General features: G+C 68.0%; 16 protein-coding genes and 1 tRNA gene. 12 read left to right on the forward strand and 5 right to left on the reverse strand.

The genetic code is table 11. The features are described from left to right. Position 1 precedes the first annotated feature (1 nt). From MHN84_RS03725 to MHN84_RS03760, 8 genes are all read left to right on the forward strand, one after another. Positions 2 to 1,078, forward strand: coding sequence for a diacylglycerol kinase (locus MHN84_RS03725; protein WP_241203291.1), 1,077 nt, complete (start codon positions 2 to 4; stop codon positions 1,076 to 1,078). A 20-nt stretch (positions 1,079 to 1,098) separates the two neighbouring features. Next, positions 1,099 to 1,347, forward strand: a complete 249-nt coding sequence (locus tag MHN84_RS03730; RefSeq protein ID WP_046364374.1) for a hypothetical protein — start codon at positions 1,099 to 1,101, stop codon at positions 1,345 to 1,347. Positions 1,348 to 1,378: 31 nt separating this feature from the next. Beyond that, entirely contained in the window at positions 1,379 to 1,588 is a 210-nt protein-coding gene (locus MHN84_RS03735; RefSeq protein WP_241203292.1) for a hypothetical protein, read from the forward strand. Positions 1,589 to 1,681: 93 nt separating this feature from the next. Next, entirely contained in the window at positions 1,682 to 2,908 is a 1,227-nt protein-coding gene (locus tag MHN84_RS03740) for an Nramp family divalent metal transporter (protein ID WP_241203293.1), read from the forward strand. Beyond that, complete coding sequence (locus MHN84_RS03745) at positions 2,909 to 3,973, forward strand: poly-gamma-glutamate hydrolase family protein (RefSeq protein ID WP_241203294.1); 1,065 nt, start codon at positions 2,909 to 2,911, stop codon at positions 3,971 to 3,973. 55 nt (positions 3,974 to 4,028) lie between these two features. Continuing rightward, positions 4,029 to 4,787, forward strand: coding sequence for a DUF1365 domain-containing protein (locus MHN84_RS03750; protein ID WP_241203295.1), 759 nt, complete (start codon positions 4,029 to 4,031; stop codon positions 4,785 to 4,787). Between the two features lie 16 nt (positions 4,788 to 4,803). After that, on the forward strand, positions 4,804 to 5,427 hold the full coding sequence (locus tag MHN84_RS03755) for a sigma-70 family RNA polymerase sigma factor (protein WP_255729911.1): 624 nt from the start codon (positions 4,804 to 4,806) through the stop codon (positions 5,425 to 5,427). After that, positions 5,424 to 6,146, forward strand: a complete 723-nt coding sequence (locus MHN84_RS03760; protein ID WP_241203297.1) for an anti-sigma factor domain-containing protein — start codon at positions 5,424 to 5,426, stop codon at positions 6,144 to 6,146. The genes MHN84_RS03755 and MHN84_RS03760 overlap by 4 nt, the downstream gene beginning before the upstream one ends. Here MHN84_RS03760 and MHN84_RS03765 read toward each other — a convergent pair. Then, the gene (locus tag MHN84_RS03765) at positions 6,143 to 7,237 is read right to left on the reverse strand and encodes a glutamate--cysteine ligase (RefSeq protein ID WP_241203298.1); all 1,095 of its coding nucleotides are present in this window, start codon (positions 7,235 to 7,237) and stop codon (positions 6,143 to 6,145) included. The two genes, MHN84_RS03760 and MHN84_RS03765, sit on opposite strands and share 4 nt — an antisense overlap. Positions 7,238 to 7,369: 132 nt before the next feature. Between MHN84_RS03765 and MHN84_RS03770 the strand changes: the two genes are divergently transcribed. Next, complete coding sequence (locus MHN84_RS03770; protein ID WP_241203299.1) at positions 7,370 to 8,194, forward strand: LLM class F420-dependent oxidoreductase; 825 nt, start codon at positions 7,370 to 7,372, stop codon at positions 8,192 to 8,194. A 6-nt stretch (positions 8,195 to 8,200) separates the two neighbouring features. Here MHN84_RS03770 and MHN84_RS03775 read toward each other — a convergent pair whose 3' ends face one another. From MHN84_RS03775 to MHN84_RS03785, 3 genes are read right to left on the reverse strand one after another with little or no spacing between them, the layout of a single operon-like run. Further along, positions 8,201 to 8,470 carry a cytochrome C oxidase subunit IV family protein gene (locus tag MHN84_RS03775; protein ID WP_241203300.1) on the reverse strand — a complete coding sequence of 90 codons (270 nt, stop codon included), beginning with the start codon at positions 8,468 to 8,470 and terminating at the stop codon, positions 8,201 to 8,203. A 1-nt stretch (position 8,471) separates the two neighbouring features. Beyond that, positions 8,472 to 9,038 (reverse strand): cytochrome c oxidase subunit 3, encoded by a 567-nt coding sequence (locus MHN84_RS03780; protein ID WP_308192910.1) that lies wholly within the window; start codon positions 9,036 to 9,038, stop codon positions 8,472 to 8,474. After that, entirely contained in the window at positions 9,035 to 9,781 is a 747-nt protein-coding gene (locus tag MHN84_RS03785; protein ID WP_374238309.1) for a hypothetical protein, read from the reverse strand. Before MHN84_RS03785 ends, MHN84_RS03780 begins: the two co-directional genes overlap by 4 nt. Before the next feature lie 50 nt (positions 9,782 to 9,831). Between MHN84_RS03785 and MHN84_RS03790 the strand changes: the two genes are divergently transcribed. Next, a tRNA-Arg gene (locus tag MHN84_RS03790) sits at positions 9,832 to 9,904 on the forward strand. Between the two features lie 88 nt (positions 9,905 to 9,992). Here MHN84_RS03790 and MHN84_RS03795 read toward each other — a convergent pair. Beyond that, the gene (locus MHN84_RS03795; RefSeq protein WP_241203301.1) at positions 9,993 to 10,679 is read right to left on the reverse strand and encodes a GAF and ANTAR domain-containing protein; all 687 of its coding nucleotides are present in this window, start codon (positions 10,677 to 10,679) and stop codon (positions 9,993 to 9,995) included. Positions 10,680 to 10,875: 196 nt separating this feature from the next. Here MHN84_RS03795 and MHN84_RS03800 point away from each other — a divergent pair, with 196 nt between their 5' ends. Together MHN84_RS03800 and MHN84_RS03805 are read left to right on the forward strand one after the other, a co-directional pair. Next, a complete protein-coding gene (locus tag MHN84_RS03800; RefSeq protein WP_255729913.1) occupies positions 10,876 to 12,093 on the forward strand; it encodes an acetyl-CoA acetyltransferase in 1,218 nt (405 codons plus the stop codon). Further along, positions 12,090 to 13,613, forward strand: a complete 1,524-nt coding sequence (locus MHN84_RS03805; RefSeq protein ID WP_241203302.1) for a carotenoid oxygenase family protein — start codon at positions 12,090 to 12,092, stop codon at positions 13,611 to 13,613. Before MHN84_RS03800 ends, MHN84_RS03805 begins: the two co-directional genes overlap by 4 nt. Positions 13,614 to 13,627: the final 14 nt, after the last annotated feature.

Consider the following 13,627-nt stretch of genomic DNA (forward strand, 5'->3'; position numbering starts at 1 on the left):
CATGACGATTCGCGTCGCTGCCATCGGAACCGGAAACGTCGGCAAACACGCTCTGGCGCAACTGATCACGGACCCGAAGTTCGAGCTGACCGCGGTGTGGGTGTCCTCGGACGCCAAGGCCGGCACCGACGCGGGCGAATTGGCCGGACTCGGGGTGTCGACCGGGGTGCCGGCCACCACCGATCTCGACGCCGTGATCGCCACGGGCCCCGACTGCGCGGTCTACACCGCGATGGCCGACAACCGGTTACCCGAGGCGCTCGAGGACTACCGACGCATCCTGGCCGCCGGCATCAACGTCGTCGGCAGTAGTGCGGTGTTCCTGCAGTACCCGTGGGGAGTGTTGCCCGACGAGATGGTGAATCCGATCGAGGAGGCGGCCAAGGCGGGCAATGCCAGCGTCTTCGTGAACGGCATCGATCCGGGTTTCGCGAACGATCTGCTGCCGATGGCACTGGCCGGTACCTGTCAGAGCATCCAGCAGATCCGCTGCATGGAGATCATCAACTACGACACCTACGACAGTGCGACGGTGATGTTCGACGTCATGGGGTTCGGGGGGAGTCTCGACGAGACGCCGATGCTGCTGATGCCCGGCGTGCTCAGCTTGGCGTGGGGATCGGTGGTACGGCAATTGGCCGCGGGCCTGGGCCTCGAGCTCGACGAGGTGACCGAGACGCACAGCCGGGTGCCCGCCCCGGAAGATTTCGACATCGCCTCGGGCCACATCGCCGAAGGGACCACGGCAGCAATCCGGTTCGAGGTTCGCGGCATGAAAGACGGCGAGGTGGCGGTGGTTCTCGAACACGTCACCCGACTGCGCGACGATCTCTGTCCGGACTGGCCGCAGCCTGCGCAGCACGGCGGTTCCTACCGCATCGAGATCACCGGCGAGCCGTCCTACACGGTGGACCTGTGTCTGAGCAGCCCGAACGGCGATCACAACCACGCGGGACTGGTCGCGACGGCCGCCCGCGTGGTGAACGCCATCCCCGCGGTCATCGATGCCGCGCCGGGAATCGTGACAGCGCTCGACTTACCTCCCGTGACTGGCAAAGGTCTGTACGCTAAGCCCTGAACCTGCTGAAAGGACTCCGCATGAAGGCCCGCCTGACCACTTTCGCCGCTGTGCTCGTCGCCGGCGGAGCCTCCCTCGCGATCGCCGCTGCGCCCGCTGCGTTGGCCCAGCCGTCCTGCGTACAGACAGGTGAGGGCGGCGGCTTCCAGGGCGGCGCCAACACCGTGTGTGAGTCACCCGGCAATTCGCAGATCGACTCCCGTCCCGGCGTGTACGCCGAGCCCTGGGAGGGCGGTTTCGGCTGGGGTTACGGCCCCTACGTGCTCTGAGCCGACCGTGACGCGTCGAGTTCTGCGCTGCATGGCACTCGTGGGTGCGGGTGCCGCAATCGCCTGGGGCGGGACGGGTGTCGCGACCGCCATGCCGAAGTGCAGCGACGTCGGCAAGACGATCACCTACTGCGAGACCAACGGCAGCACACAGATCACCGCGACGCCGCCGCCCTGGAACTGGGGTGGCTGGCAGGGCGGTGGCTACTACCCCTTCGGCGCGTTCGGCTACCTGCCCTGACCCCTGTGATCCCGGGCGGCGCATTGCCACGCCGCCGAGTTTACGGCTAACCTAACTTTTCTCTTCGCATCAACGAACAGAGAAGGATCGCGGGTGAAGCCCGACGTCGCTACACCGACCCGTCCCCTGTGGTTGCTGCTCGGCCCCGCCTTCGTCGCGGCCATCGCCTACGTCGACCCCGGCAACGTCGCGGCCAACGTCAGCGCGGGAGCCCAGTTCGGCTTTCTGCTCGTCTGGGTGATCGTCGCGGCCAACCTCATGGCGTGCCTCGTCCAATACCTGTCGGCCAAACTGGGTTTGGTGACGGGCCGGTCGCTGCCCGAGGCCGTGTCGGACCGGATGGGCATCCCGACGCGGTTGGCCTACTGGATGCAGGCGGAGCTGGTGGCGATGGCAACCGATCTCGCCGAGGTCGTCGGCGGTGCCATCGCGCTGTACCTGCTGTTCGATCTGCCTCTGCTCGTCGGTGGGGTGATCACCGGCGCGGTCTCCCTGGTGCTGCTGCTGATCAAGGATCGCCGCGGCCAGACAGTCTTCGAGCGCGTCATCACCGGCCTCCTGGCGGTCATCGCCGTCGGCTTCTTCACCAGCCTGTTCGCAGCGCCTCCCCCCGCCGGTCCAGCCATCGCCGGTCTGGTGCCGCGGTTCGACGGCCCCGAGAGCATCCTGCTGGCCGCCGCCATGCTCGGCGCGACGGTCATGCCGCACGCGGTGTACCTGCATTCGGGGCTGGCGCGCGATCGGCATGGGCACCACGCACCCGGCCCCCGGCGCAAGGCACTCCTTCGCGCCACCCGCTGGGACGTCGGCGCGGCGATGCTGGTCGCCGGGGCGGTGAATCTGTCGATGCTGCTGGTGGCCGCGACCACCCTGCAGGGCGTACCGGACACCGACTCGATCGAAGGCGCGTTCGCCGCGGTGCAGGGCACGCTCGGCCACACCGTGGCGCTGCTGTTCGCGATCGGGTTGTTGGCATCGGGCCTCGCGTCGTCATCCGTCGGCGCCTACGCCGGAGCGATGATCATGGACGGTTTGCTCCGCCGGTCGGTGCCGTTGCTCACCCGGCGGTTGATCACGTTGCTGCCCGCGCTGGCGGTGCTCGCGGCAGGCGTCGACCCGAGCCGCGCTCTGGTGTTGTCGCAGGTCGTGCTGTCCTTCGGCATCCCGTTCGCGCTCATCCCGCTGGTTCGGCTGACCAGTGACAGATCGCTGATGGGCGGTGACGTCAACCGGCGCATGACCACGACCCTGGGCTGGTTGGTTGCCGGGTTGATTACTCTGCTCAACGTGGTGCTCATCTATCTGACGCTGTCCGGCTGAATGACGGCGCGACACCACTACTTCGCGTACGGGTCGAATCTGTCGGTGCGGCAGATGGCGCAGCGCTGCCCGGATGCCACCGATCCGCAACCCGCCACCCTGGCCGACCACGACTGGCTGATCAACGAACGCGGCGTCGCCACCGTCGAACCACAACCGGGCGGGGTGGTGCACGGCGTGCTGTGGCGCGTCTCCGATCACGACCTGGCGACGCTGGACAGCGCCGAGGGCGTACCCCTGCGCTACCGCCGCGACGCGCTGACGGTGCACACCGCCCACGGCCGGCGCACCGCCTGGGTCTACATCGACCATCGCGTCGAGCCGGGCCCGCCGCGCCCCGGATACCTCGAACGGATCCTCGAGGGCGCCCGACACCATGGTCTGCCGACCCGCTGGATCGACTTCCTGCAGCGATGGGACCCGACGCGGTGGCCCCGCCGCGAACACGACCCGGATTCGACTCCACCACAATCACTCTCGGAGCTGCTGAGCACGCGGGGAGTCAGCGAGCACAGTGAGCTGCGGTCGGAGTTCGGGTTCCTGGCCATCCACGGTGGTGGACTCGAGCAGATGACCGATGTGATCGCACGCCGCGCCGCCGATGCGGCGAACGCGTCCCTCTACATCGTCCACCACCCCGACCACTACCCTCACCATCTCGCGTCAGCGCTCTACGATCCGGCACACTCACCTCGGCTGGCGGATTTCCTCGACCACGTCGACGTCGCGGTGTCGCTGCACGGATACGGCCGGATGGGGCGCAGCACCGAACTACTCGCCGGCGGTCGGCACCGCGCACTCGCCCGGCACCTGGCCGACCACATCGCGATTCCCGGCTACCGCGTGATCACCGACCTCGACGCGATACCCCGCGAACTGCGCGGCCTTCATCCGGACAATCCGGTCAACCGCACCCGTAGCGGCGGCACTCAGCTGGAACTGTCCGCGCGGGTCCGCGGCAACAGCCCGCGCAGCGGCCTGCCGGGTGACGACGGTCTGGCTCCCGCCACGTCCGCCCTGGTGCAGGGATTGGTGCGGGCCGCCCGGGCCTGGCCCCCGGGCTGACGGAGAGACACCATCTGGGCGCAATCCGCAACCCGGGCTGCTCCGAATACCGGTTGTGAAGCAACACGGCGGCGCCGCGCACACCACCACGGCGCTCTACCGCACCCGGATCACCCACCTACGGCGTGCTCCGGTACATCACTATTTCGAGCACAAGAGCTACAGCTGGCTGGTCGACCTCGACGACATGCCGCAGGTGCCGGGATGGCTCCGTCCGTTCGCGACCTTCGACCCCGCCGACCATCTCTGGCCCGCGCCCGTCGACACGCTGCGCGGTCGCGTCGACGCGTTCCTTGCCGACAAGGGCATCGACCTGTGCGGCGGCCGCGTCACCGCGTTGCTGCAACCCCGGGTCCTCGGCTCGGCGTTCAACCCGTTCAGCTTCTACTGGTGCCACGGCCCGGACGGCGGGGTGCGGTACGTGATCGTCGAGGTACAGAACAGCCGCGGTGAGCGGCACGCCTACCTACTGCCGCCGTCGGGCGACTGGCCGGCAATGGTCACCAAGAAGCTGTACGTCTCGCCGTTCAACGACGTCGACGGGCACTACCTGATCAATGCGCCGCATCCGGACGAGCACCTCGACCTGCGCATCTCGTTGCATCGCGAGAACCACCCGGCGTTCGTCACGACCATGCGGGGAGACCGCAGAGCGGCCGGGATCGGACAGATCCTCGCGCTGCAGGTCATCTCGCCGCTGGCGCCGAAGATGAACTCGCTGAGCATGCGGGTGCAGGGCACCATGTTGCGCCTGCGCCGCGTTCCCGTCGTGCCGCATCCGGCGGAGGAGCGAGAGAAGGTGTATCACTCGTGATCGACGGGGACACCTGATGACCGCGACCTTGCCCCCCAGGTCGAAGCCCACGACTTCGACGGACAGCCTGCGGGCAGCCGCTAGGCTACCGCTCGTGACCGCCGAACTCGACGCTTTACTGCGCCAGGTGGCCCGCCAGGACGTGGACGCCTTTGCCGCCCTGTACGACCAGACCCGGTCCCGGGTCTTCGGCCTGGTTCTGCGCGTTCTGCGCGACCCGGGGTACAGCGAGGAGACGACGCAGGACATCTACCTGCAGGTCTGGCGCAACGCACACACATACGACCCGTCGGCGGGCTCACCGCTGGCGTGGCTGATGACGCTGGCGCACCGTCGCGCGGTGGACCGGGTGCGCTCCGAGCAGGCCGCCAGCACCCGGGAATCGCGGTATGGCGCCGCCAACGTCGAGCCGCCCGCCGATCACGTCGCCGACGAGGTGATCCTTGACGAGGAACGGCGCCAGGTCGCCGCGTGCCTCGGGGCGCTCACCGACACCCAACGAGAATGCATCCAGTTGGCGTATTACGACGGTCTTACCTATGTGCAGGTTTCCGAGCATCTTTCGACGAATCTTGCCACCATCAAGTCGCGGATGCGTGACGCCATTCGCGGTCTCCGCCGATGCCTGGGGGTGACATGACCAGCCCGGAAGAACTGCTGTCCCTTGCGACGCCCTATGCGCTGCATGCGCTCAGTGACCATGAGGTCGACGACATCGACCGTCAGCTCAGCGACGCCTCGCCCGACGTGGCCGAGGCGTTCCGCGCCGAAGTCCGCGCCGTGCGCGAGACGATGGCGGTGATCGCGGAAGCCACCGCAGTCGAGCCGCCGCCCGAACTTCGCGCACAGGTGTTGAGCCAGATCCAGCGCGACGGCGGCCGCGGTGGCGCGGTGCGCTCCCTCGGACCGAAGCGCCGACGGTGGGCGACCGTCATGCTCGCCGCGGCAGCGGTGGTGGCCGTCGGACTGGGCGCCCTCGGGGTCGGTGTGGCGATGCGGCCGAGCGCCTCCGAGTCGACCACCGACCAGATCTTCGCAGCGCCCGACGTGCGGACCGTCTCGGGTGACATCCCCGGCGGGGGCACCGCGACCCTGGTGTTCTCCCGGGAGCGGGATTCCGGCGTGCTCGTGATGAACAACGTGACACCGCCCAAGCCCGGGACGGTCTACCAGATGTGGCTCGTCGCCTCCGACGGTCCGCATTCGGCGGGGACGATGGACGCCGGTGCTGTCACGCCGTCGACGACGGCGGTGCTCCCGGATCTCGGTGCATCGAGCGCGTTGGCGTTCACGGTCGAACCGCCCGGCGGGTCGAAAGAACCCACCACGCCGGCTTTCGCTGAACTGCCGCTGGTCTAGAACTCGAGCGTCGCATCACCTGCGACGGCGAGCACGTCGCGCACATCGTGTCCGCGCCGCCATGCCCGTCGTTGCCGCATCGCTCCGTTGCCGTGCTCGAACACCGCGGCCACGCCCCGGCGCACGACGTCCTCGTCGCCGGTGCGCTCCAGCGCCGGGCGCACCCAGTCGAGCAGCTGGTGCAGCAACGTGCGCATCGGCGCGGCCGTGTTGCTGCGCAGGTCCACACCGGTTCCGTCGAGGCCGTCACGCGCGGCCTTCCAGTACGCCGCCTTCAGCGTCCAGGCATCCACTGTCGGCTGGGCCTGACCGCGCTCTTCCTCCGTGAGCGCGGTCATCACAGCCGCGCGCGACAATGTCGCCAGCAGAGCCGTCTCCCCCACCGTCGCCGGCACGTCGGCGACCCTGATCTCCACCGTCGGGAAGTTCGCCGAGGGCCGCACATCCCAATAGACCATGCCGTCGTCGCGAATCACCTCGGACTGCACCAGCATCCGTACCGCGGCGTCGTAGTCCGCGGCGGAGTCGAAGAGCGGCGGCGGCCCGGCGCTGGGCCAGCGCGCCCACAGCACGCTGCGCCAGCTCGAGTGACCGGTGTCGGCGTTGCGGTAGATCGCCGAGTTGGCCGTCAACGCCAGCATCACCGGCAGCCACGGGCGCAGCCGGTTGGACACCGCGACCGCCGCGTCGCGGTCCGGTACGGCGACGTGCACGTGGCACCCGCAGATGCCCTGCTCGTGGGCGATCATCCCGAAGCGGTCGCCGATATCGCGGTAGCGCGGGGTGTCGGTGACCGGGAAGTCGTGCGGCAACGTCGGCGGCAGACCCACCGCGAGTAACCGGGCACCGGCCTGACCAGCGGCGTCGGCGACGGTGCCGCGCAGACGCGCCAGCGCGGTGTGGAGCTCCTCCGCGGTCTGCATCACGTCGGTCGCCGTTTCGATCTGACAACTGGTGAGCTCGAGTTGGAGGTCGAGCCCCAGGTCGGCGGCGCGCTCGGCGACGTCGCGGTTGCGGGGTAACGGTGCGCCAGTGTCCGGATCGACGAGGAGGAATTCCTCTTCGACGCCGATCGTGGGGATGTCTGCCATAGGGGTGAAGAACCTGCCGAGATTTTGATCCGGCCCGTCGGATAGTTCGACGACGGGCCGGATCGGCGGGAAAAGACTGCAGCCTTAGTGCCCCTGGCGGATCCCCTTCAAACCTGTCCCTACGATCGAACCGTGGCTGCAGAGTTGCGATTTGGTATCGGCGTCATGCGTGGCACCTCACGCGGGCAGCTGCACGACTTCTCACGGCAGGCCGAGGACTCCGGCTACGACGTGGTGCACGTGCCGGACCACCTCGGCGGCCCGGCGCCGTTCCCGGTGATGACGACGATCGCGATGGCGACCTCGACGCTGCGGGTCGGCACGTTCGTGCTCAACGCGGCGTTCTACCGGCCGGCGCTGCTCGCGCGCGACGTGGCGGCGTTACGGGACGTGTCCGAGGGCCGGCTCGACCTCGGGCTGGGCACCGGTTATGTGGAAGAGGAGTTCGAGGCGGCGGGCATCCCGTTCCCGAGCGCCGGCGCACGGGTGGAGCACCTGCGCGAGACCTGCGCCTATCTGGCCGAACACACACCCGACGTGCCGATCATGATCGCCGGCAACGGCGATCGGGTGCTGCGGCTCGCGGCCCGGATGGCCGACATCGTGGGTCTCACCGGAGGCGACCGGGCACCCGGCGCCGACGAGGATCCGCTGGCGGACAGAATCGCGTTCGTGCGCGACGCAGCCGGTGAGCGCTTCGATTCGCTGGAACTGAACATCGCGATCACCGCGATGCCGCTGGACGGTTCGGGCGTACCGGATCTGACCATTCCGCGCCACTTCCTGCCCGGGCTGTCCGACGACGAGCTGCTACGCCATCCGGGGGTGCTGTCGGGGTCCGCCGCGGACATGGCCGATCGGATTCGCGGTTACCGGGATCGGTACGGCATCAGCTATGTGACGGTGCAGGACCGGCACGCCCGCGCGTTCGGCGAGGTCATCGCGCTACTGAAATAGGTTGCGTTACAGCCACAGATACAGCCCGGACAGCAGCGCCCACATGCCGATGCAGTACGCCTCGAACGCGGCGCGCAGCGGGATCGGGGCGTGCCGCAGCTCCATGAAGTCGAGTCCGACGAGGCGCACCTTGATCGCGGCGATACCCAGCACGGCGACGGCGACCATGGAGCCGGTGCCGTGGTCGGCGCCGAGCGCCCAGGACAGCAGTGTGGCCGCGACGAGGACGAGCCAGCTCAGCCCGGCGCGGTTCTTGAGCAGCCCGAGGATCGTCACGTCAGCTCACCAGGTAGAGCAGCGCGAAGAGGAAGATCCAGAGCAGGTCCACCAGATGCCAGAAGCATGCCGCACCCTCGACCAGCGCGGTGCGGGTGAGGCTGAGTTCGGTGCGCCGCGTCTGGGTCGCCAGGAACGTCAGGGCACCAACGCCGAGGCAGACGTGGAACAGGTGCAGGCCGGTGAGGATGACGTAGTAGAGATAGAAGTGGTTGGCGCCCGGGCCGTGTCCCGCTTCTGCGAGCGCCACGTATTCGGTGATCTTGAGACCGATGAAGACCAGGCCGCAGAGGATCGCGGCCCCCGCTGCGCGGGTGGCGATGGTGCGCTGCGCGGCTCGCATGGCGTTCAGCGCGAGCACTACGCACAGCGAACTGGTCAGCAGTACCAGCGTGTTGGCCACGCCGACGCCGATGTGCAGGGTGGTCCGTGCCTGATCGAAAAGCTCTGGGGCTGTTGCGCGTTCGAAGAGGAAGGTGACGAAGAACGCACCGAAGACGGCCATGTCGCCGAACAGGAAGACCCAGGTGCCACTTTCGGCGGGGACCCGGCGAGCAGTGGTCGTCACCCGGAAAGCGCCCGCTGAACGGTGATCGATTTCAGGATCACCGCTGTCGTGGCGAACAGCCAGACGACGAGCACCAATCCGGGGATGTAGAACGCGAACACCCCGTTCCAGGCGAGCGGTCCGTCGTTGAAGACGACCACGACACACCCGGGCAGAGACAGCGTGGCCACCCACAGGTTGAGGTAGCCGTACCACCGCGGGAACGTCGGAGTGTCGGCCTGATCGGTGAACGCGGCGATGGCCAGCGTGACGTTCTGCACGATGATGGTCCCGACGATGCCGATGAACCACAGCCAGAAGACATCGTTGAGCGCCTGGGTGAGTTCGGCGGACCGGTCCTCAGGCCGGAAGGCGGCGACGCCGAGGAAGAACTGCGGAAAGATCAGCGCCGGGACGAACACGGTGGCGGCCATCAGCTGCGTCATCGACAGCATGCCCCAGCCACCCTCGGCGCGTTTGATGCGCAACACGATGACGGCGAGGAACGGCAGCGCGAGCGCGGCGCTGAGAAGCGCCCCGGAGACACCGAAGCGGATCCACAGTTTGTGGTCGACGAAGAAGGCGGCGATCTCGTCTGCCGATGCGGCCGGCGACAGGGGCGGAAAGAGTTGCGCGACGCCGGAGAAGCTGGCGCCGTAGAGAAGGATCATGATGCTGCCGGACCAGGCACCGATGCGTTGCAGTGTCAGCTCCACGACCGGGACGCTACCGGCGGAGGTCACGAGTTTTGTCACTTTTGCCATATGTGACGGGCTGGGGTTCAGCAGCCGCTGACCGGTAAGCTCCCAGCGTCGCCCCCGTAGCTCAGGGGATAGAGCACGGCTCTCCTAAAGCCGGTGTCGCAGGTTCGAATCCTGCCGGGGGCACTTTTTTGCGGTTCGCCGAATGTTCGGTTTATGACGCGTCTTGCGAGTGCGGGCGTCACATTCCGTGCGTTCGGCGCCTCGTCCGGCCTCAGGCGCCCCGGGTGTCGATCACGCGCTGCGCGATATCGGTCAGCTTGACGTTGCTGTCCTGGGAGAGCCGCCGCAGCATGTCGAACGCCGCCACGTCGTCGACGTTGTAGCGCTCCATGATGATGCCCTTGGCCTGCCCGATGCGATCCCGCGTGGACAGCGCCGATTGCAACTGCTCGTGATGCCGGCTGGCGAGGATCGCCGCGGCCGCATGGGCGGCCAGAACCGCGCCGATGTTCTCGTCGGCTGCATCGAACGCGTTCGGCGCGACAGCGAACAAGTTCAGCGCACCCGCCGTTTGCGAGCTGGTGTACAGCTTGAACGACAGGCCGCTGCGCACGCCCAGCTCGGCGGCCGCGGCCGAGTAGCGCGGCCAGCGGGGCTCGGCGGCGAAGTCGTCGGAGCGCACGATCGTCTCCTCGAGGGCAGCCTCCAGACACGGGCCCTCGCTGTACTTCATCTGAAGCCGGTCCAGCTCGTGCGGCAACTCGGACGTGCCGGCGACGGACTCGAAACGGCCCGCTTTGCCGACGAACAGGATGCCGGCCGCGTCGGTGCTGGGAATCAGCTCCAGCACCTCTCGGGTGACATCGGACAGCACGTCTTCAACACTGCGTGGCGAGGCGACCGCTCGAGCGAGCTCGGCCATCCGCTGTGCCAGATCGCGGTTGGTCGAACCGGTCATGACCTCGTGAACTCCTTCATCGAAGGGAACCGTACACCGAGCCGGGTTTGCGGCGCTCGCGTGCGGGCAATGCAGGGCCGCGGACAGAAGCGTCGGTCGACCGAGGCTGCTGTCAGGTCTCGTCGGTTCAGACACCAGCCGGCGAGACCGCCTCGGGGTCTGTCACTCTGTTAGGTGAAGTAGTAGCGTCACGCGGATGAGCACCGTGGACGTCTGGATTCTGGGCGGCTATCAAAGCGACTTCGCTCGCAACCTCGACCGGGAGGGGGCGGATTTCGCCGCGCTCACCGCGGAGGTCGTCGACGAGACGCTGTCCGCCGCCCGGGTGGACGCCGCCGACATCGGCGTCGTGCACGTGGCCAATGCGTTCGGTGAGCTGTTCGCCCGCCAAGGTCACCTCGGCGCGATGCCGGCCACCGTCTGCGACGGCCTGTGGGACACCCCCGCCACCCGCCACGAGGCCGCTTGCGCATCCGGAAGCGTCGCCACGCTCGCCGCCATCGCCGACCTGCGCTCCGGCGCCTACGACAGCGCGTTGGTGATCGGCGTCGAGCTCGAGAAGACCGTGCCCGGCGACACCGCAACGGCCATCCTGGGCACCGCCGCGTGGACCGGCCACGAGGGCGCTGACGCAAAATACATTTGGCCGCACATGTTCGACACCGTCGCCGCCGAATACGACCGTCGCTACGGGCTCGACGACGCGCATCTGCGCGCCATCGCCGCGCGCAATCTCGCCAACGCGCGCCGAAACCCCAACGCCCAGACCCGGACCTGGGCCGTGCCAGACCCACTCACCGACGACGACATGAGCAACCCGAGGGTCGAGGGCAGGCTGCGCCGCTTCGATTGCAGCCAGATCACCGACGGCGGCGCGGGCATCGTCGTGGTCACCGACAGCTGGCTGCGCGCGCATCCCTCGGCCCGCCCGCTGGCCCGCATCGACGGCTGGGGCCACCGCACCGTCGGTCTCGGCCTGGAGCAGAAACTGCAGCAATCCGCGCAGTCGGCGTACGTACTGCCCCATGTGCGGACGGCAGTGCACGACGCCTTCCACCGCGCGCAGGTCACTCTCGACGACATCGACGGCTTCGAGGTCCACGACTGCTTCACGCCCAGTGAGTATCTCGCCATCGACCACATCGGATTGACCGAGCCCGGACAGTCGTGGCAGGCCATCGAGAGCGGGGACATCGACCCCGGCGGCCGGTGCCCAATCAATCCCAGCGGAGGGCTCATCGGCGGCGGCCACCCCGTCGGTGCGTCCGGTGTCAGGATGCTGCTCGACGCGGCCCGCCAGGTGAGTGGCACCGCCGACGGCGTCCAAGTGGACGGCGCAACCACCTTCGGCACCCTCAACTTCGGCGGCAGTACCGCCACCACCGTCACCTTCGTCGTCGGGAGACCCTCATGAGCCTGCGCACCCACCCCGAGGTGGTCGCCTCCTTCCTGTCCACGCTGCCGCCGGACGACGACCACCCGTACCGCACCGGCCCGTGGCGGCCGCAGACCACCGAGTGGGACAGCGACGACCTCGACGTCGTCGCCGGCGCCGTCCCCGACGATCTGGACGGTGTGTATCTACGCAACACCGAGAACCCGCTGCACCCCGCGCTGAAGAACTACCATCCCTTCGACGGTGACGGCATGCTGCACATCGTCGGCTTCCGGGACGGAAAAGCGTTCTACCGCAATCGTTTCGTGCGCACCGACGGATTCCTCGCCGAGAACGAGGCCGGTGGCCCGCTGTGGCCGGGAATCGCCGAGCCGATCGAACTGTCTCGCCGCGATCACGGCTGGGGCGCACGGACATTGATGAAGGACGCGTCGTCGACGGACGTGATCGTGCATCGCGGAGTGGCGTTGACCAGCCATTACCAGTGCGGCGACCTCTACCGCATCGATCCGTGCACCGGCGACGCGTTGGGCAAGGAAGACTGGAACGGCGGCTTCCCCCATGACTGGGGGGTGTCCGCGCACCCGAAAGTGGACGGCGGTGAACTGCTGTATTTCAGCTACAGCAAGCAGGCGCCATATCTGCGCTACGGCGTGGTCAGCGACGCCGGCGACGTGGTGCACACCGTCGACGTGGAACTCCCCGGCCCACGACTGCCTCACGACATGGCGTTCACCGAGAACTACGTGATACTCAACGATTTTCCGCTGTTCTGGGATGCCGCGCTGCTCGAGCACAACATCCACCTGCCACGCTTCCACCGCGACACCCCGTCGCGGTTCGCTGTGATCCCCCGTCGCGGGGACGCCTCGCAGATCCGCTGGTTCGACGCAGACCCCACCTACGTCCTGCACTTCCCCAACGCTTACGAAGACGGCGACGAGATCGTGCTCGACGGCTTCTTCCAAGGCGATCCCGAACCTGCCGACAACGGGATGGGCAACAAGTGGCAGCGCGCTTTCCGGTTCCTCGCCCTCGACCGGATGCAGGCCAGGCTGCATCGCTGGCGATTCAACCTCGTGACGGGCGAGGTCCGTGAGGAGCAATTGACCGACAGCATCAGCGAATTCGGCATGATCAACCCCGACCGCGCCGGACGTGCACACCGCTACACCTACGCGGCGACGGGCAAGCCCTCCTGGTTCCTCTTCGACGGGCTGCTCAAACACGATCTGCACACCGGCCGCGAGGAGCGCTACGCATTCGACGACGGCGTCTACGGCAGCGAGACCGCGATGGCGCCGCGGCCGGGCGGTACCGCCGAAGACGACGGATACCTCGTCACGTTGACCACCGACATGAACGCCGACGCGTCGTACTGTCTGGTGTTCGACGCCGCCCGGATCGCCGACGGCCCGGTGTGCACACTCGAACTGCCCGAACGGATCTCGAGTGGCACCCACTCCACCTGGGCAGCCGGGTCGGAGTTGCCCCACTGGCGCGACAGCGATTCGGCGGCCGCCGCGATCGGATTGTGACCGACACCCCGAAC

The sequence above is a fragment of the Mycobacterium sp. PSTR-4-N genome (assembly GCF_022348085.1).
Lineage (GTDB): Bacteria > Actinomycetota > Actinomycetes > Mycobacteriales > Mycobacteriaceae > Mycobacterium.

Coding starts and splice junctions, on each gene's coding strand:
- MHN84_RS03735 (WP_241203292.1), top strand. CDS start 1,379: ATGGCACTCGTGGGTGCGGGTGCCGCAATCGCCTGGGGCGGGACGGGT.
- MHN84_RS03800 (WP_255729913.1), top strand. CDS start 10,876: ATGAGCACCGTGGACGTCTGGATTCTGGGCGGCTATCAAAGCGACTTC.
- MHN84_RS03755 (WP_255729911.1), top strand. CDS start 4,804: ATGACCGCGACCTTGCCCCCCAGGTCGAAGCCCACGACTTCGACGGAC.
- MHN84_RS03730 (WP_046364374.1), top strand. CDS start 1,099: ATGAAGGCCCGCCTGACCACTTTCGCCGCTGTGCTCGTCGCCGGCGGA.
- MHN84_RS03785 (WP_374238309.1), bottom strand. CDS start 9,781: ATGGCAAAAGTGACAAAACTCGTGACCTCCGCCGGTAGCGTCCCGGTC.
- MHN84_RS03805 (WP_241203302.1), top strand. CDS start 12,090: ATGAGCCTGCGCACCCACCCCGAGGTGGTCGCCTCCTTCCTGTCCACG.
- MHN84_RS03745 (WP_241203294.1), top strand. CDS start 2,909: ATGACGGCGCGACACCACTACTTCGCGTACGGGTCGAATCTGTCGGTG.
- MHN84_RS03795 (WP_241203301.1), bottom strand. CDS start 10,679: ATGACCGGTTCGACCAACCGCGATCTGGCACAGCGGATGGCCGAGCTC.
- MHN84_RS03760 (WP_241203297.1), top strand. CDS start 5,424: ATGACCAGCCCGGAAGAACTGCTGTCCCTTGCGACGCCCTATGCGCTG.
- MHN84_RS03725 (WP_241203291.1), top strand. CDS start 2: ATGACGATTCGCGTCGCTGCCATCGGAACCGGAAACGTCGGCAAACAC.
- MHN84_RS03765 (WP_241203298.1), bottom strand. CDS start 7,237: ATGGCAGACATCCCCACGATCGGCGTCGAAGAGGAATTCCTCCTCGTC.